The sequence below is a fragment of the Acetobacter sp. genome, from assembly GCF_047723915.1.
Taxonomy (GTDB): domain Bacteria; phylum Pseudomonadota; class Alphaproteobacteria; order Acetobacterales; family Acetobacteraceae; genus Acetobacter.
The window spans coordinates 123445-140209 of record NZ_JBDOBQ010000004.1; the positions used below are offsets into that span (position 1 = coordinate 123445).

A 16765-nucleotide genomic window follows, 5' to 3' on the forward strand; every position below is an offset into this window, starting at 1 on the left:
AAAAACAAAAATCCGAAAACTATTCGCAGAAACAGGCCGCATCAGCGGAAGGGACGACCACCAGGACCACCCGGCGGGCCTCCACCCATTCCCTTTGGCATGAGCGCGGACATTCCCTGGCGCATGAGACCTTTCACGCCCAGTTTGTTGAAGCGCTTCATCATGGAGGACATCATATCGAACTGCTTGAGCAGTTTGTTGACGTCCTGAACCGTTGTTCCAGACCCCGCGGCGATCCGCTTCTTGCGTGACGCCTTGATAATGGCGGGCGCTTTGCGCTCACCCCGGGTCATGGAGGAAATAATGGCAAGGTGGCGTTTGAGGATGGACTGATCGAGATCCTTGTCCCCAATGGCCTCCTTGATCTTGCCCATGCCCGGCAGCATGCCCAGAATGCCGGAAATGGAGCCGAGCTTGTTGATCTGGCGGATCTGCGAGGCATAATCGTCCAGATCGAACTTGCCAGCCATCATGCGCTGGGCCAGGCGCTCGCCTTCTTCATGGTCGAGCGTGTCGGCGGCTTTTTCAACCAGCCCGGCAATATCGCCCAGACCCAGGATACGGCCAGCCACACGCTCGGGATGGAATTCATCCAGCGCATCCAGCTTTTCGCCCGAACCCGTCAGCTTAATGGGGGCCCCGGTGATCGCCTTCATGGACAGGGCGGCGCCACCCCTGGCGTCACCGTCCATACGGGTCATGACAACGCCGGTCACACCCACCGCCTCGTTGAAGGACTTGGCGGTGTTTACCGCGTCCTGCCCGGTCATGGCGTCGACCACCAGCAGCGTTTCCGCGGGCTGGGTCGCATCCCTGATCTGGCGGACTTCTTCCATCAGCGCTTCGTCGATGGAGAGACGGCCCGCCGTGTCGAGGATAACGACGTCATACCCTTCGCGGCGACCGGTATCGAGCGCGCGATGCGCGATTTCAACCGGGGTCTGCCCCGCGATGATGGGCAGGGAGACAACACCCGCCTGCTGGGCAAGCTGCGCAAGCTGCAACTGGGCCGCCGGGCGCTGCGTATCGAGCGAGGCCAGAAGCACTTTCTTGCGGTCGCGGTTTTTCAGCCGCAGCGCCAGCTTGCCCGAGGTCGTGGTCTTGCCCGAACCCTGCAGACCCACCATCAGCACCGGCACGGGGGGCACGGCGTTCAGGTTCAGGGGCACCGCACCCGCACCACCCAACGCGTCGATCAGCGCGTCATTGACGATTTTCGCAACAGCCTGACCGGGGGAAATGCTGTCCAGCACTTCGTGCCCGACGGCGCGTTCCTTGACCTTGTTGACGAAGTCCTTGACCACAGGCAGTGCGACGTCGGCATCCAGCATGGCCAGACGGACTTCGCGCATGGCCTCCATCACGTCGGCTTCGGACAGCGCGCCACGCTTGGCGAGCCCGTCAAAAACGCCTGAAAGCCTGCCTGAAAGAGCTTCGAACAAAAGCAGCAACCCCATAACAAAACGCGTCACTGCGCGAACCTTCGCGAAGTGACGGGCCTGATTTACGGCGGGGTTACGGCATCACCCCCCGTGTGTCAAGAAACTTCGTGCCCGGCGGGTTCAGCCCGCCCTGACCAGCGCCAGAAAACGCGCGGCGTGTTCCACCTCGACCTGGATCGCCGCGATACGGTCCGTGACTTCCGTATCCTCGCCCCAGACAGCCATCTGGGCGCGTTCGTCCAATGTGGCGCAGGCCACAAGTTCGGTGGGTGTGCCAGCCCCCCTGAGCAGCGCCAGCCCCAGGATAAGGCTGCCCATGGCCGGCACAGCCACACCCAGCCCCGCCAGATCGGCCGCATCCAGTCCCGCCAGCACGGCACCCAGCGCCTGTGTGGTCTGCGCGGGCTGGTGGATGGGCATGACGCCCGATGTCACCCGCACCTCCACCCCGAATGTGCGCTCCAGCCACTGCACCCAGTGATCCCATGCCTTGCATTGCTGGGCCGCCAGACGGGGGTTGGCTCCGTCCCGGTAGCACAGCAGGTCGCTGTCCGCGTAGGCGAGAAGGCTTTCCACCACGCCGTCATGGGCTGCGGGAATGCGTTCGATCATGGACCCCGCAAGGCCGGTCAGCGGCAGGTCGGCGGGGGTGAAATATCCCTCCCCCGTCTGGCCGGCTTCCTGCCATTCTTCCGCCAGGGCCTGCGCCAGCGCGCGCGAGGCCACGCACAAGGGCGCCTTGCCGGGCAGGCGCACGCTCCGCCCGTCAAGATGGACGGCATAGCCCGTGCCGCCCGTGGGGTCACCCGGCAGGGGCTCGGGTCCGACGCTCACCTGTTTCCAGAACCGTTTACGGCCAGCGTGCTGGCGCGGCGGCATATGCCCCGAAGGCGATGCATCGCTCATTTGAACAGCCCCAGCCCATGCAACAGATTCATGACCTTATCCGCCTTGCTGGCTTTTTTCTCGGGGGCGGCGGGGCCTGGCCCACCTTCCCGCGCGGCGGACAGCAGGGCCGGGCATGTATTGTCGTCCCCGCCCGCATTGCCACCTATGGTAATGCCGTAGCGCCCGCCATCGTAACCGGCCTCCATCGTCGGGCGCGGATTGGCCAGCGTGCCCGTAACCGCGATCGCGGATGCGGCGGACGCCCCGCCCAGCAGCACCTGCGGGGTCAGGTGCATGTCAAGCGCCTGCGTGCCCATGGCCACCGTACCATGCCCGCTCAGTTTCACGATATCGCTCTCGAACCCCAGCAGGTCGATATGGGCCGTGTCATCCGCGAACTGCATATGCGTACCGAAACAGCGGATGGGCATGGAGCCCTTGACCGGCACCTGCGGCCCCAGCAGCGACTTGAGAAAGGACCCGCTGATGCTGCCATTGACGACCGAAGCCCCCATATGGCCCGCAAGGCTACGCCGCCTCTGAGCCATGTCGGCACCCTGGGTGGACAACGCACCGACGAACTGCACCGTTCCGTGCATGTCTGGCGGCAGACCGAACCAGCGCTGTATGGCCACAAGCGGCAGAAAGACGGAATGCGCCTCCATCGCGATCTGCGGCACGGGGCCCGACAGATCGTAAACCAGCCGCCCGGCCTGAGCGGTGCCGTTGCCCTGCGCCGTTACGGGGTCGAACGTCACGCGCGCATTCTGCACCACCACGTGGGAGGTAAGCTGCGTCCAGTCCACCCCCTGCCACTGCACACCCTGCGCCTGCACGTCGGCCGTGGCGGCCACGACAGCAAGAGCCGTGGGAAGGTCGGGGTGCGCGACAAGCCGGCGCGTATCCGCGATATCGACATGCCCGTTGATACCCATGCCACTGAACACGGGCAGGTCAGGCCCCATGGCCACCCGGTCCAGCGTGCCATGCCCGTCAAGCACGGTCTGGCCGGGACTGACACCGCCATGAACCTGCACGCTGGCACCCCCCTGGCTGAGGGTAAGATCAACCGGCACCATGGCCTGCGCTGCGCCAGTCGTGCTGCCCGTAGGCATGTCGCCCGTATCTGCGCCGGGCATGCCCGCACTGGCGGGGGGCGCCGCAAACTGGCCATTCAGCTGCGGCACAAAGGCAGCAAGCCGGGCCAGCGTGCCCAGCTTGCCCGACAGGGCCAGAGGCTGGCCGTTCATCTGCCCGGCGAGCCTGATCGCCAGCGCGTCAGTCGGGCTGGTGGCATCGGCCGTCGCATCTGTCAGCACGGTGCCCGGGACCCACTGGGCAAGATCGACCTTGCCAGCACGCAGGTGCAGCACCTGCACCTGTTGCCCGGTGGCACGTCCGGCCCAGGCCAGATCGAGCGATATATTCTGCCCGTCGGGCAGGTTGGCATGCGGGAAAAGCGCATTCAGGTCACGCAACTGGCCGACGGAACCGCCAAACCGCAGGGCGGCCCCACCCGTGCCCTCGACCCCTTTGAGCACACCATCCAGATGGGCAAGCCCCGCCGGATGCCCGTCAAGGGTATAGGCCAGCCGCAACTGGACCGGCAGCGGCGACCCGGGGGGCAGAAGCGGACCGGTATGGCCGGTGATCGCAAACGCGCCCTTGCCCTTTGTCCCATGAATATCGAAGTCCGGGGCATTGCCCCCCAGCCCCTTCACACCTGCCGTATCCAGACCCACCGTGCCGGACAGCCCGCTTATGGCATCGGCCCAATGCAGGTCGGCGTTACGGATGCTGACATCCGAGACATCCAGGTTCCAGTGCATGCCCCCTGACGCCGCATTGCCGCCCGACCCTGCCTGCGACTCTGCCGCGCGGGGGGTGAACTGCCAGTCCGCCGCGCCATCGGCAAAGCGGCGCAGGACAATTTTCGGGGCTATTATGCTGATGTCGTCAAGCGCGATCCGGTGCGAGAACAGCGGCAGCAGGGCCAGGCGCGCGCGCACCTCACCCACGTTCAGCATGTCCGTACCGTCATCCGCGATGCCGGACAGGCGGACGTCGCGGGCTTCCGCCCAGGGGTAAGGCAGCAGCCAGACATGCAGCGACCCGATGGCGACATGCCGCCCCGAGGACGCTTCCAGCGCGTCGACCAGCCGGGTCTTGAGCCAGTCGGCCTCCTGCGTGGCCGAGACAATGCTGCCCCCGCCCAGAGCCAGAACCATGGCGCCAGCCATCAGGCCGACTTTCCATTTCACACGCATGTGTTTTTCTCCCCCCTGGGGCCGGGGTTCAGCCGCCCCGACGCACGGATTTGGGCGTGGACCCCGCCGTAAAGCCCAGATCGCGGAATGTTTCGCGCATATGGGCGGGCAGTTCGGCATAGACTGTCAAGCGCCCGCCAGCAGGGTGCGGCATGTCCAGCATGCGCGCATGCAGGTGCAACTGATCGACAAAACCCGACGGGTGAGCGGTCTCGCCCCCGTATTTGGGGTCACCCAGAATAGGCGTGCCCAGCGATTCGCAATGCACGCGCAACTGGTGGGTACGCCCTGTCAGGGGCGAAAGTTCGAGCCATGAGAACCTGCGCGCCGCCGAATCCAGCACCTCGTAAGCGGAGCGGGCCATCTGCGCGTCGCGGTCCTTGCGGTCGGCCGCGACCGTAATGGCGCCCGGCCCGGCACCCAGCCGGGCCAGAGGCTGGTCGATCTCGCCCGAGAGCGGGTCCGGCCTGCCCACTACCACCGCCCAGTAGATTTTCTTGACGTCACGCCCCCTGAAAGCGGCCGCGAGCTTGGCCGCCACCCCCGGCGTGCGGGCCAGAAGCAGCAGGCCCGACGTGTCGCGGTCGATCCGGTGCACAAGACGGGGGCGCGGGTCTTCGGCCTCTTCCCGCAGGCCGTCCAGCATCATGTCCACGTGCCGGGTAATGCCCGGCCCGCCCTGCACGGCAAGGCCCGCGGGCTTGTTCAGGACAATGACATGCTGGTCCTGATAGACGACCATGGCGCGAATCTCGCGCACCAGCCGTTCATCCAGCGGGCACGGCACATCCCGCGCGGGCTTGGCCGCCATGGGAATGGGCGGCACGCGCACGCTCTGGCCCGGTTCCAGCCGGGTGGACGCCTCGACCCGGCGGCCATCGACACGGATCTGGCCCGTGCGGCACAGTTTCTGCAACCCGCCCTGTGTCAGATGCGGGTAGTGGCGGCGGAAATAACGGTCGAGGCGGATACCGGCCTCGTCCTCCGTTACGGTAAGATTGACAACGCTCATGCTGCGATATTCACGACTGGCGCCGATCGCGCAAGCGGGCCCATGTTTCGAGCCTGTGGCGGACCTCGCGTTCATACCCCCTGCCGGCAGGGGTATAGAAGCTCTGCCGCCGCATTCCGTCGGGAAAATAATTCTGCCCCGAAAAGCCTTCATCGGCATCGTGATCGTATTCGTACCCCTTGCCGTAGCCGATCTCCTGCATCAGCTTCGTGGGGGCGTTCAGGATATGGGCTGGCGGCATCAGGCTGCCCGTGGTGCGCGCGGCACGCCGTGCAGCCCCGTAAGCCTTGTAGACCGCATTCGACTTGGAGGCCGTGGCCAGATGCACCACAAGCTGGGCCAGGGCAAGCTCCCCTTCGGGCGAGCCCAGGCGTTCATAGGTCTCCCACGCGGCTATGGCCAGCGGCAGGGCGTGCGGGTCGGCCATGCCCACATCTTCCGCCGCGAAACGGGTCAGCCGGCGGGCGAGGTAACGTGGGTCTTCCCCCCCTTCGAGCATACGTGCAAACCAGTACAATGCGGCGTCCGGGTCTGACCCCCGCATGGATTTATGCAGCGCGGAAATGAGGTTGTAATGTTCCTCCCGGTCGCGGTCGTACAGCACGGCGCGGCGGGCCAGCAGGCGGGCAAGAGCCTGGGCGTCCAGCGGGGTTGTGGTTTTCAGGCTCAGAATCTGCTCGACCATGTTCAGCAGGTAGCGCCCGTCGCCATCGGCCATGGCGCGCAGCGTGGCCCTGCCGTCTTCCGTCAGCGGCAGGGGCTGGCCTGTCTCTTCTTCCGCGCGGGCCAGCAGGGCCTCCAGCGCCGGGTCGTCCAGCCTGTTGAGAACCATGACCTGACAGCGCGACAGCAGGGCGGAATTGAGCGCAAAGGACGGGTTTTCGGTCGTGGCCCCGACCAGCACCACCGTACCGTCCTCGACCACGGGCAGAAAGCCGTCCTGCTGCGCCCGGTTGAAGCGGTGGATTTCATCGACGAACAGCAAGGTACCACCGCCGGTCTGCGCCAGCCTGCGTGCGGTATCGAACGCTTTTTTCAGATCCGCCACACCCGAAAAAACGGCCGAAAGCTGCACGAAGGTCAGCCCCGCCGCCCTGGCCAGCAGCCGGGCGATGGTGGTCTTGCCCACGCCGGGCCCGCCCCACAGGATCAGGCTGGCCAGCGACCCGCGTTCGAGCATGCGGGTCAGGGCGCCATCGGGGCCGAGCAGGTGCCCCTGCCCCACCACATCCTCAAGCCTGTCCGGGCGCAGCCGGTCGGCCAGCGGCTGGGTGGGGGCTGACCGACCGCCACCCCGCTTGGGTGACGCATCGCCCTGGCCGAACAGATCGTCCCCCATCATCGGATTGTCATGCCCCGCGACCATGCACGCCTGTTCCTCCGCTTGCTGTTCCACCTTTTATATCGCGTCGGGTCGCCGGTTTTTCCAGACCGTGGCGCAAACCGGAACGGTCTGGCGGCAAATGCCCGGCAGGCAGGGACGGGCCGCGCGATTTATGGCGGGGCTTATTGCGGCTCGGCTGGCGCCACGAACAGGCTGGCTGGCAGGTCCGCCCCCTCATGCACGTCGAACAGGGTCACCTGCGTCTGCCGCCCCTGCGCATCCACCACGCTCCATGAGCGCAGGGCCAGAGGTTTTTCGTGGAACACCAGTGTCAGCGTGCCGTCGCCCGGGGCTGATGTGCGTGCCAGCGTAACCTGCACCAGCCCCTGGGCATGCTGGAAATCCGTTACCGTCACCCCGTCGGACAGGCTGACATGCGCGCGCAGGAGCAGGCTTAGCGGCGTGCGCTCGATGGGAATGACGGTCGTCTGGTCCAGCTTGCTGTCGCGGAATACAACCTTGCCATCCGTCGCGACCAGCAGCAGGGGCGACGGCGCGTCGTAGGCCAGGCGCATCTGGCCGGGGCGTTTCATCCACACCGTGCCGGTCGTGCGCCTGCCATTGGCGTCAAGCTGCTGGATCCGCGCCTGAAAAGTATTGGAACGGTTCAGGACCTGTTCGATTTTTTGCAGCCATTCCCTGTCCGCGCTGGACAGCGGAGCCGCCTCCACCTCCGCGGACGTGCTCGCAGGCGCACCGGCGGGCACGGACATGGCAGCAGCCTGCTGCCCTGCCTGCGCGAAAGCCTGCCCTGTGGGGGCCACACCCTCCATGACGGCAAGGGTGACACATAACGGCAGGACAGCGCGGAAAACGGATTTCATCGGCACGGCAACTCGCATTCAGCCCTCAGGTATTGAGCCCTCAGATCCGGGCGGACAGGATATGACACCTGCCTGAAGGGGGATGGCGGCAACACTATGGCATTTCGCCCGACGCGAACAGCCCGCCCCCTTACGGGTGCAAAAGCCCTGCCGCCAACGCCAGGGCCACGGCCAGCCCGACTTCACGGTTGGCACGGAACTGCCGCAGGCACAGGGCGGGGTCGGCCGGGTTCAGGCCTGCCACCTGCCGGGCCAGAAGGCCCAGCGGCAGCAGCAGAACGGGCCAGAACAGCCATGACACCCCCGCCAGAACACCCGCAAGCGCAAGAAAGGCAGCCGCCACGGCATAACATGCGCCAAGAAAGGGCCTGGCCCGCCCCACCATCAGCCGGGATGTGGATTTGACGCCGATCCGCGCGTCATCCTCCATATCCTGAAAGCCGTAAATCGTATCGAAGCCAAGCTGCCAGGCAATGGTTGCGGCATAAAGTGCTGCCTGCGCCCAGGACAGGTGCCCGCTTGCGGCCGCATACCCCATGGGAGCGCCAAAGCCGAAGGTAAACCCCATGACAAGCTGGGGCCACCAGGTGTAACGCTTGGCCAGCGGGTAAAAGGCCACCAGCACAAGCGAGGACACGCCCAGCAGCCAGGACAGGGTATTGAGCTGCACCAGCACCCCAAGACCGGCCAGCAGCAGCAGCGCCAGAAAGGCGGTGGCCTGCTTCATGCCCAGCGCACCGCTGGCGAGCGGCCGCCCGGCGGTGCGTTCCACCTGCCGGTCTATGTCGCGGTCCCACATGTCATTGACCACGCACCCCGCCGCCCGCATGACCAGACTCCCGATCCCGAACAGGATGACAAGCCTGATCCGTTCGGCCGGCGCCACCCCCTGCGGCAGAAGAATACCCCATATGCCCGGCAGCCAGAGCAGCCATGTGCCGATAGGCCGGTCAAGCCGTGCCAGCAGCACATAAGCCTGCAGGGAAGGCGGCAGGCGGGCGATCCAGCCCGTCACCCTGATATCGGTATATCTGCTCATGCTCGGCACGCTGCGTCAGGCCCCCGGCTTGCGAAAAAACAAAGTGCGGCAGTCTATGCCACAAAGCGGGCCGCACCATAAGCACCCGCAACCAGCCCTGCCACAGCCAGATGCCCCGTACACCCTTTACCCGATACCGCGCCATGCGGGTGCCCCCCCCCGCTGGCGGCGACGCGCCCCCGCAGCAGGCTCCGGCCAGCCGGGTTCGCCCAACACCTGCTCTTGGCAAGATCGGGGCTTTCGTGCCTAAACAGAACCCGACGTTACTTTTACCCTTCCAGCCCTGGCCCAATCATACCCCGACATGACCGGCATTACCCTTCTACCGCGGCTTTTCATGGCCCCCGATACGCTGCCCACGGTCGATGTGGGGGCCACCTGCGCCATGCAGGGCGAACAGGCACGCTACCTGGGCACGGTACTGCGCCGCCAGCCGGGGGACGAGGTGCGGCTGTTCAACGCCCAGGCCGGGGAATGGCTGGCCAGCATTGCCGAAATCCGCAAGGACCGGGGGCTGTTCAGGCTGGAACGCCCCCTGCGGGCACCCTGCCCCGTGCCAGAACTGACACTGGCTTTTGCCCTGCTCAAGCGCGATGCAACCGATCTGGTGCTGCGCATGGGGACCGAACTGGGGGTCAGCACTTTTCTGCCCATCGTGACGGAGCGGACCAACACCCACCGCATCAACCCGCAAAGGCTGTGCGCCATCGCCACGGAAGCAGCGGAACAATGCGAACGCCTTGACGTACCGCATGTGGCACCGCCACAGTCGCTCGCCACCCTGCTGGGGGGCTGGCCGCAGACAGCCCGCCTGTTCACGGCCATGGAGCGCATGGATCTGCGCGAGGGAGTGCCCGGAACGGCACAGCCTGATCCCTTGCGTACCGCAAAACCGGGCGACGGACTGCTGATCGGCCCCGAAGGCGGGCTGAGCGACGCGGAATGCCAGCTCCTGCTGACACGCCCGTTCGTGTTTCCCGTGTCGCTGGGGCCACTTATTTTACGGGCCGACACCGCCATGGCCGCCGGACTCGCCCTTATGGGGGACGGGTTGCGTTCAGGCACTGTTTTGTCACAATAGCGTATTGGATTTGCCTTGCCCGAATTGAATGGCAGGGCTTTTTTTCAAGGATCAGATAAGCCAGATGTCCAATCCCGGTGCAGCAGACCAGACTCCTATCCGCTCTGTCCGCGAACTTGCCGGCCTGCTTGCCCAGGGCTGCAAACCGCGCGACGCCTGGCGTATTGGCACCGAACACGAAAAGTTCGGCTTTATCCGCCCCGAACCCGCCGGCAATACCGGCACGACACGGCCGGCCTACAGCGCCCCGCCCTATGCCCCGCAGGGGATCGAAGCACTGCTGAGCGGGTTGCAGAAAGCCGAACCCGATGACTGGACATCGGTTCTGGACAACGGGAACATTATCGGCCTCAAGGGCCAGGGGGTCGCAGCCGGGGCAGCCATCTCGCTCGAGCCCGCGGGGCAGTTCGAACTCTCCGGGGCACCGCTGCGCAGCCTGCATGAAACGGCGCGTGAACTGAACGCCCATTACGACGCGGTACGCCTGCTGTCGCGCAAGCTGGGGCTGGGCTTCGCCCCGCTGGGTTTCCACCCCACCGCCGCGCGGGACACCATGCCCTGGATGCCAAAGTCGCGCTACGCGATCATGCGCAACTACATGCCCAAGGTCGGCAGCCTGGGGCTGGACATGATGCAGCGCACCTGCACCGTGCAGGTCAATCTGGATTTCGGGTCCGAACAGGACATGGTGCGCAAGATGCAGGTGTCCATGGCGCTCCAGCCCGTGGCCACCGCCCTGTTCGCCAATTCGCCCTTCGTGGAGGGCAAGCCTAACAATTTCCTGTCCAACCGCGCCAGAATCTGGACCGATACCGACAATAACCGCTCAGGCATGCCCGCATGCGTATTCGAGCCGGATTTCGGTTTCGAGCGTTACGTGGAATGGTTGCTGGACGTGCCGATGTATTTCATCATGCGCGAGGGCAGGATGATCGATGTTGCAGGCCGGTCCTTCCGCGCATGGCTCAACGGTGACCGTCAGGACGGGCTGGAAGGCCTGCAACCCACCATCGGTGACTTTGAAGACCATATTACAACCGCCTTCCCCGATGTACGGCTCAAGCAGTTCCTGGAAATGCGCGGCGCGGATGCCGGATCGCCTGAAATGACCATGGCCCTGCCAGCACTCTGGACCGGCCTGCTCTACGATTCCGCAGCCCTTGAGGCCGCGTGGGAACTGGTGCGCGCCAACCCGTGGGAAGACTACGTGAAACTGCGCGAACTCGTTCCCATGATGGGGCTGGACACCCCCTGGGGCGAAGGCACGGTGCGTGACCTGGCAGCCCAGATGCTGGCCATCTCGATGGACGGGTTGCAGGCACGCGACATAATCGATGAGGAAAGCCAGGCCAGCGAATGGGTCTATCTGGCCCCGCTGACAGCCCTTGCCGCAGGTGGCCCTACCCAGGCCGAACACTGGCTGGAACGCTATTATGGCGCATGGACTGGCGATACGAGCCGGATTTTCCTCGAAAGCGAGATCTGAACCACAGGTCTTTCGCCTGTCCTGCCAACACCCGCGCAGGACAGGCGCACCGGGCAAGAAACGGCTGTCATAGCCCAGTCGGGCAAGCAATCTGCACGTATTGGCGGTCCCGCTGCCCGGCTGCGCTGATCGCCCCATCTCCAGCGGCAATCTTCATCCCCACCCCTGCCTGGCGTAAAAGCCGGTTCAGGCGCAGAACACTGGCTGGCGCTGCCCTTTATGCGACAGCCCCAAAAGACATTTCAGCCATGTGCAGGGTTGTCGGCGCTTCAGCGCGGCTTCTGCACCAGACGGCTCGCACTCAGCAGGGCCGAGCACAGGGCAACACAACCCGCCATCAGCAGGCAACGATGCGTGGCCCCGGCCAGTGACCACGTAAAGAACGCAGCCACACCCATGGCCCCCACCGTCTGCCCGGCCTGCCGTGCGACCTGCACCATGCCGCTGGCCCCACCCGCACGGTGATGCGGGACCGAAACCATCATTGCCCGATTATTGGGCGGCTGGAAAAACCCGAACCCCCACCCCGCAATGCCTGTGCGCCACGCGATATCGAAGGCGGAGGGATGTTCAGGCAGCAGCCAGAGCAGGAAAAACCCGCCCGCCGTAATGGCCAGCCCGATAGAGGACAGCACCCCGGCGGAAACCCGGTCCGCAACACCGCGGATGACCGGGGCAGAAAGCATGATGCCGATCGGCCAGGGGGTAATGAGCAGCCCCGTCGCGGCGGAACTCATGCCCAGCGTGTCATGCAGCATGAACGGCATGGACACGATATACAGGTTGGAAGAAACGAACCCGCCGAACCCGGTCAGGAACGCCACCGTAAAATCCCACCGTCGCAGCAGGTCGACCGGCAGGATCGGGTGGGTCAGCCCGCTTTCGCGGCGGACCAGCAGCACACCAGCCCCCAGACCCACCAGCAGCAACAGCACGGAAAGCTGCCAGCCTTCCGCATGGGCCAGACCGTCTCCCCCCATGATACACGCGCCCAGCGCTACAATGCACAGCACGCTGCCCAGCGGGTCGGGCATTCTGCCCGTGCGCGGGGTAACGGGTAGCGCACGGTAGGCCATGGCCAGTGCCGCGGCCCCCAGCGGCAGGTTGATCCAGAACAGCCACGGCCAGGACGCAACGGTCAGGATCGCGGCGGCTGTCGTCGGCCCCAAAGCCACGCCCAGCGCCACCACCACGCCGTTAAGCGCCACACCTTTACCGATTTCCGCATGGGGGTAGATAAAGCGCACCAGAGCGATGTTCACGCTCATGATACACGCCCCCCCTATACCCTGGAGCACGCGCGCCCCAGCAAGGATCGGCAGGGTGGTGGCCGTCGCGCAGAGCAGCGACGCCCCCATGAACAGGATAATGCCCGCCCGGCAAAGCCGCGCGAAACCCACACGGCTGCCAAGGGCGGCCAGCGGCAGCAGCGAGATCAGGCTCGCCATCTGATAGGCGTTGACGATCCACACCGATGCGGAAGACGACGCCTTGAGGTCCCGTGCGATATCGGGCAGCGCCACATTGGCGATGGCATAGTCGAGCAATGCCAGAAACACGGAAAGGGAGACCGCCAGCATGGCCCAGTTGCGGGCCGGGCCGTATAGTCCCTGATGCACGCCCGGACTGCTACTCTGACCGGCACTCTGACTGGCGTCCTGCGGATCGTCCCGGCCATCCTCCACACCCGCTGCCGCGCCGCCGGAAGCGGCCTGGGCTTTGACCCCGCCAGCCCCGCCTGTCTGTGCGGAAGAAGGCTGCGGGGGTGTTTGTGGATGTTGCATGCGCCGGTCAGGACTCCGCGTAAGGATTTTTGGTGCCACGCGTCTGCAACCGGATGGGAACACCAGGCAGGTCGAACGTGTCCCGCAAGCCGTTGACGAGGTAACGCTTGTAATCCTCGGGGAGTTGTTCCGCCCGGGTCCCGAAAATGACGAATGTGGGAGGCCGCGACTTGACCTGCGTAATGTAGCGCAGCTTGAGCCGCTTGCCGTTCACCAGCGGGGGCTGGTGGCGTTCCAGCATGGCCTCGAACCAGCGGTTCAGCTCACCCGTGGGCACACGGGCGTTCCAGATCGCCGCCGCCTCGCGCACGGCGGGCAGCAGCTTGTGCACGGCGCTGCCTGTCAGGGCGGAAAACGTCACCACCGGCACGCCCCGCATCTGGGCCAGCGAAATGCTCAGCCGGTCCAGAATGGCCTTGCGGGTTTCGGTCCTGCCTTCCACCGCGTCCCACTTGTTCAGGGCCAGCACACAGGCCCGGCCCTCACGCTCGATCAGGCGGGCAATCTGGAGGTCCTGCTCATGCACACCAAGCGTTGCATCCAGCACGAGCACCGCCACCTCGGCCATTTTCAGGGCTTCGATCGACGCGGAAACAGACATTTTCTCGAGCGCTTCATCGATACGCGCCTTCTTGCGCAGGCCGGCTGTGTCGACAATTTCGAACTCGCCCTCGTCGTCGCGCAGGGTCACGGCTATCGAATCGCGCGTAAGCCCGGGTTCGGGGCCGGTAATCATGCGCTCTTCACCCAGCAGGGTGTTCAGCAGGGTGGACTTGCCCGCGTTGGGCCTGCCCACAATGGCCACACGCAGGGGGCCTGCCGGGCGGGCATCGTCCTCATCCCCGTCACTGGCGGGCATATCGTCCGTGTCTTCCCCGGCGGATTCGGGGGGGAGACGTTCGGCAATTTCCCACATCAGGTCGGTCACACCTTCGCCGTGTTCGGCCGAAAGGGCTACGGGCTCGCCCAGTCCCAGCGCATAGGCTTCCAGCGCGGAAGCCGTGCCCTGACGGCCTTCCGCCTTGTTGGCCAGCAGCAGGACAGGACGGTTCTGGCGGCGTATCCACTGGGCGAAATGCTCGTCCGCCGGTGTAATGCCCGAACGCGCATCGATACAGAACAGGATCAGGTCAGCCTCGTGCAACGCGCTCTCGGACGAGGCGCGCATGCGGCCGAACAGGCTCTCGGGGGCGGCTTCCTCCAGCCCGGCCGTGTCGATCAGGCGTACGTAACGCCCGCGCACCAGGGCGACACCTTCCTTGCGGTCGCGCGTCACGCCCGGGGTGTCGGCCACCAGCGCCTGCCTGCGCCCGACAAGGCGGTTGAACAGCGTGGATTTGCCGACATTGGGGCGACCGGCAATAACAACAACAGGCAGATCCGCCGTTGGTAAGGGCGGGACAGGCCGCATGGGCTTGTAGCGATCAGCCATAAGCGTTGATGTATCCATCGTTGGTGACAACCAGCATCTGGTTGTCAACGATTGTCGGGGGCATGAAGGACACGCCATCCATGGCGTCGACCGAAAGAATGGCGCCCGTTACCGGGTCCAGGTGGACCATGCCGTTTTCGGGCAGGGTGCTCAGGCAGACAAGCCTGCCCCCCGCCATGACAGGGCCGATCCAGGTCACAAGGTCTTTCATGGGCAGAACCAGGCGGAACTTGCGCAACTGCGTGATCCAGCGCACATGGCCCGACAGGCGGTCCACGCAGACAAGCTGTTCATCGAGCGAGAGAACGAACAGCCAGTCGCCCACGCACAGGATATTGTTCAGGCTGGTGATCGAACGTTCCCAGACCCGGCGCCCGGTGCGGATATCGATGGCGGCGAGAACCTGCGCCATGCTCACGGCATAGATCACGCTGCCGACAATCACGGGCAGGCCGCGCACGCAGGTCAGGTTCAGGGTGCTGGCCTGGCTGTTCACGTTGCCGAGCATCACGCTCCAGACAACTTCGCCGCTTTCCGCGCGGAACGCCACAAGATCGCCCCCGCCAAAGCCCGCGATCACCACGCCGTTGGCGGCGGCGGGGGCTGGCTGGCCAAATATGGTGGTTTCCACCGATGTCGCGGTGTAGCTCCACAACTGTCGGCCCGTTGCCGCGTCCAGCGCGAAAAAGCGTTCGTCGATAGTGCCGAAAAACACCCGCCCGTCAGCAATGGTGGGGGCGGAACGACCGGGAATACCCAGATCGGTGCGCCACTTCACCTTGCCGGTCGCGACATCGACCGCGATCGCCTGCGAAACGCCGTCGACAATATAAAGCGTGTTTCCGTCAACACCCAGGCCGCCGCCCAGATTGCTGGACCGACTTTTTTTCGGACGCGGGTTGAACGTCCAGATATGGCGCATGCCCGGCCATTCGAAGGCCCGCACAACACCCTGCGCATCCGCCGAGAACAGGCGCCCGCCCGACACCACGGGGGGTGTCAGGATGATACCGCGCCCCAAAGACCCGAGTGCCGCCCAGGCCAGCAGATCGGGTTCGGAAATACCCGCCCCGATGCTCTTGCGCCAGCGCCTGTGCAGGCCGCCCCAGGCATAATTGGCGCCCACATGGGTTGGCACGCGACCGTTCACCGGCCATTCCGACACGGTAATGGGTGCCGGAACGGTAATGGGGGTCTTGTCTTCGCGGTCGACTTCCAGACCCGCGCCGGATGACAGAACATCCTTGCGGTGGCCGGTCATGATCGGCCTTTTGTCGTCATCGTCGTCGCAGGCGGCGAGAATGGGGGCCAGGGCGCCACCGGCCACCAGGGTCCTGCGGGTTAACCCGAAACGCCCGTCTGCGGGGGGCTGTGTCTTGCTGCTCATGCTTTTATCCTGCTGACGGGTCGAGCGCCTGTGTCATGTCCTGGGCGCGGTTGCGCACGCCAGGTGGCACGTCGGCCGCCATGGCAAGAGCGGCGAATTTCTTGCGGGCGTCTTCGATATGGCCTTCGCGCACGTCAAGCAGGGCCAGCGCTTCCGTCGCGAGGCCGTACCACGCCTTGCCCTTGCCCACCAGCACCGACAGGCGCGAGCGCAGAACAGCGATATCCCCCGTATCGATCTGGTGCTGGCACCACAGCAGCATGGCCATGTCCCGCAGGGCCGGGTCGGCCTTTTCGTTGGTCTGCACCGCGTCCCATGCGCCAAGTGCCGCCTTGAGATCGCCGCGCGTGGCCTGCACGCCCGCTTCCTGCATGCGGGCCAGCACCGCAATGCCTTCAGGCCCGCCGGAGGCAAGGCGGCCAAGGGTTTCAAGCCCGGTCTGCGTCGTGCCGCCCGGCGGCGTCACGGGTGAGCCCGGCTGATGAACGGGCAGGTTGTCGGTCTGGCGCAGGGCGGTCAGATACTGGCCGGTCGCGGCCAGGGCCGCGGCCTTGTGCTGCGACGCCCGCCAGGACCACGCGCCCGCACCCGCCACAGCCAGAAGAACGACCCCCGCCGCCGCTCCGGCATAGCGCCGCGCCATGACGCGCAGGCGCTCGGCCTTCATTTCATCGTCGACTTCCCTGAAAAGATCCTCTGCCACGATCCGGTGTGTTCCTGCTGCGTGTTACGGGGCATT

General features: G+C 65.4%; 13 protein-coding genes. 2 read left to right on the plus strand and 11 right to left on the minus strand.

Annotated elements, in window-relative coordinates; genetic code table 11:
• Positions 1 to 41: 41 nt before the first annotated feature.
• From ffh to ubiA, 7 genes are all read right to left on the minus strand, one after another.
• Complete coding sequence (ffh, locus tag ABF990_RS04395; RefSeq protein WP_415490337.1) at positions 42 to 1442, minus strand: signal recognition particle protein; 1401 nt, start codon at positions 1440 to 1442, stop codon at positions 42 to 44.
• 120 nt (positions 1443 to 1562) lie between these two features.
• Positions 1563 to 2348, minus strand: coding sequence for an ATP12 family chaperone protein (locus tag ABF990_RS04400; RefSeq protein ID WP_415490230.1), 786 nt, complete (start codon positions 2346 to 2348; stop codon positions 1563 to 1565).
• Positions 2345 to 4597 (minus strand): AsmA family protein, encoded by a 2253-nt coding sequence (locus ABF990_RS04405; RefSeq protein WP_415500306.1) that lies wholly within the window; start codon positions 4595 to 4597, stop codon positions 2345 to 2347. Before ABF990_RS04405 ends, ABF990_RS04400 begins: the two co-directional genes overlap by 4 nt.
• A gap of 28 nt (positions 4598 to 4625) precedes the next feature.
• Complete coding sequence (locus tag ABF990_RS04410) at positions 4626 to 5609, minus strand: RluA family pseudouridine synthase (protein WP_415500307.1); 984 nt, start codon at positions 5607 to 5609, stop codon at positions 4626 to 4628.
• Between the two features lie 10 nt (positions 5610 to 5619).
• On the minus strand, positions 5620 to 6975 hold the full coding sequence (locus ABF990_RS04415; RefSeq protein WP_415500316.1) for a replication-associated recombination protein A: 1356 nt from the start codon (positions 6973 to 6975) through the stop codon (positions 5620 to 5622).
• Between the two features lie 140 nt (positions 6976 to 7115).
• Complete coding sequence (locus ABF990_RS04420) at positions 7116 to 7817, minus strand: LolA family protein (RefSeq protein ID WP_415500308.1); 702 nt, start codon at positions 7815 to 7817, stop codon at positions 7116 to 7118.
• A gap of 130 nt (positions 7818 to 7947) precedes the next feature.
• Complete coding sequence (gene ubiA / locus ABF990_RS04425; protein ID WP_415500309.1) at positions 7948 to 8856, minus strand: 4-hydroxybenzoate octaprenyltransferase; 909 nt, start codon at positions 8854 to 8856, stop codon at positions 7948 to 7950.
• A 304-nt stretch (positions 8857 to 9160) separates the two neighbouring features.
• On the opposite strand from ubiA, the gene ABF990_RS04430 reads away from it, so the two are divergent.
• Together ABF990_RS04430 and ABF990_RS04435 are read left to right on the plus strand one after the other, a co-directional pair.
• Complete coding sequence (locus ABF990_RS04430) at positions 9161 to 9937, plus strand: 16S rRNA (uracil(1498)-N(3))-methyltransferase (RefSeq protein WP_415491655.1); 777 nt, start codon at positions 9161 to 9163, stop codon at positions 9935 to 9937.
• A gap of 64 nt (positions 9938 to 10001) precedes the next feature.
• The gene (locus ABF990_RS04435) at positions 10002 to 11423 is read left to right on the plus strand and encodes a glutamate--cysteine ligase (RefSeq protein WP_415491656.1); all 1422 of its coding nucleotides are present in this window, start codon (positions 10002 to 10004) and stop codon (positions 11421 to 11423) included.
• A 269-nt stretch (positions 11424 to 11692) separates the two neighbouring features.
• Here ABF990_RS04435 and ABF990_RS04440 read toward each other — a convergent pair whose 3' ends face one another.
• From ABF990_RS04440 to ABF990_RS04455, 4 genes are read right to left on the minus strand one after another with little or no spacing between them, the layout of a single operon-like run.
• The gene (locus ABF990_RS04440; protein ID WP_415500310.1) at positions 11693 to 13207 is read right to left on the minus strand and encodes an MFS transporter; all 1515 of its coding nucleotides are present in this window, start codon (positions 13205 to 13207) and stop codon (positions 11693 to 11695) included.
• Positions 13208 to 13214: 7 nt separating this feature from the next.
• Positions 13215 to 14618, minus strand: coding sequence for a ribosome biogenesis GTPase Der (gene der, locus ABF990_RS04445; protein WP_415500317.1), 1404 nt, complete (start codon positions 14616 to 14618; stop codon positions 13215 to 13217).
• A gap of 13 nt (positions 14619 to 14631) precedes the next feature.
• The gene (locus tag ABF990_RS04450; protein WP_415491658.1) at positions 14632 to 16026 is read right to left on the minus strand and encodes a PQQ-binding-like beta-propeller repeat protein; all 1395 of its coding nucleotides are present in this window, start codon (positions 16024 to 16026) and stop codon (positions 14632 to 14634) included.
• A 4-nt stretch (positions 16027 to 16030) separates the two neighbouring features.
• On the minus strand, positions 16031 to 16729 hold the full coding sequence (locus tag ABF990_RS04455) for a hypothetical protein (protein WP_415491659.1): 699 nt from the start codon (positions 16727 to 16729) through the stop codon (positions 16031 to 16033).
• Positions 16730 to 16765: the final 36 nt, after the last annotated feature.

Bases quoted from the DNA above. Each gene is read 5' to 3' on its own strand.
- ubiA (WP_415500309.1), bottom strand. From the start codon at position 8,856: ATGAGCAGATATACCGATATCAGGGTGACGGGCTGGATCGCCCGCCTG.
- ABF990_RS04420 (WP_415500308.1), bottom strand. From the start codon at position 7,817: ATGAAATCCGTTTTCCGCGCTGTCCTGCCGTTATGTGTCACCCTTGCC.
- ABF990_RS04400 (WP_415490230.1), bottom strand. From the start codon at position 2,348: ATGAGCGATGCATCGCCTTCGGGGCATATGCCGCCGCGCCAGCACGCT.
- ABF990_RS04415 (WP_415500316.1), bottom strand. From the start codon at position 6,975: ATGGTCGCGGGGCATGACAATCCGATGATGGGGGACGATCTGTTCGGC.
- ABF990_RS04450 (WP_415491658.1), bottom strand. From the start codon at position 16,026: ATGAGCAGCAAGACACAGCCCCCCGCAGACGGGCGTTTCGGGTTAACC.
- ABF990_RS04430 (WP_415491655.1), top strand. From the start codon at position 9,161: ATGACCGGCATTACCCTTCTACCGCGGCTTTTCATGGCCCCCGATACG.
- der (WP_415500317.1), bottom strand. From the start codon at position 14,618: ATGCGGCCTGTCCCGCCCTTACCAACGGCGGATCTGCCTGTTGTTGTT.
- ABF990_RS04440 (WP_415500310.1), bottom strand. From the start codon at position 13,207: ATGCAACATCCACAAACACCCCCGCAGCCTTCTTCCGCACAGACAGGC.
- ABF990_RS04405 (WP_415500306.1), bottom strand. From the start codon at position 4,597: ATGCGTGTGAAATGGAAAGTCGGCCTGATGGCTGGCGCCATGGTTCTG.
- ABF990_RS04435 (WP_415491656.1), top strand. From the start codon at position 10,002: ATGTCCAATCCCGGTGCAGCAGACCAGACTCCTATCCGCTCTGTCCGC.
- ABF990_RS04410 (WP_415500307.1), bottom strand. From the start codon at position 5,609: ATGAGCGTTGTCAATCTTACCGTAACGGAGGACGAGGCCGGTATCCGC.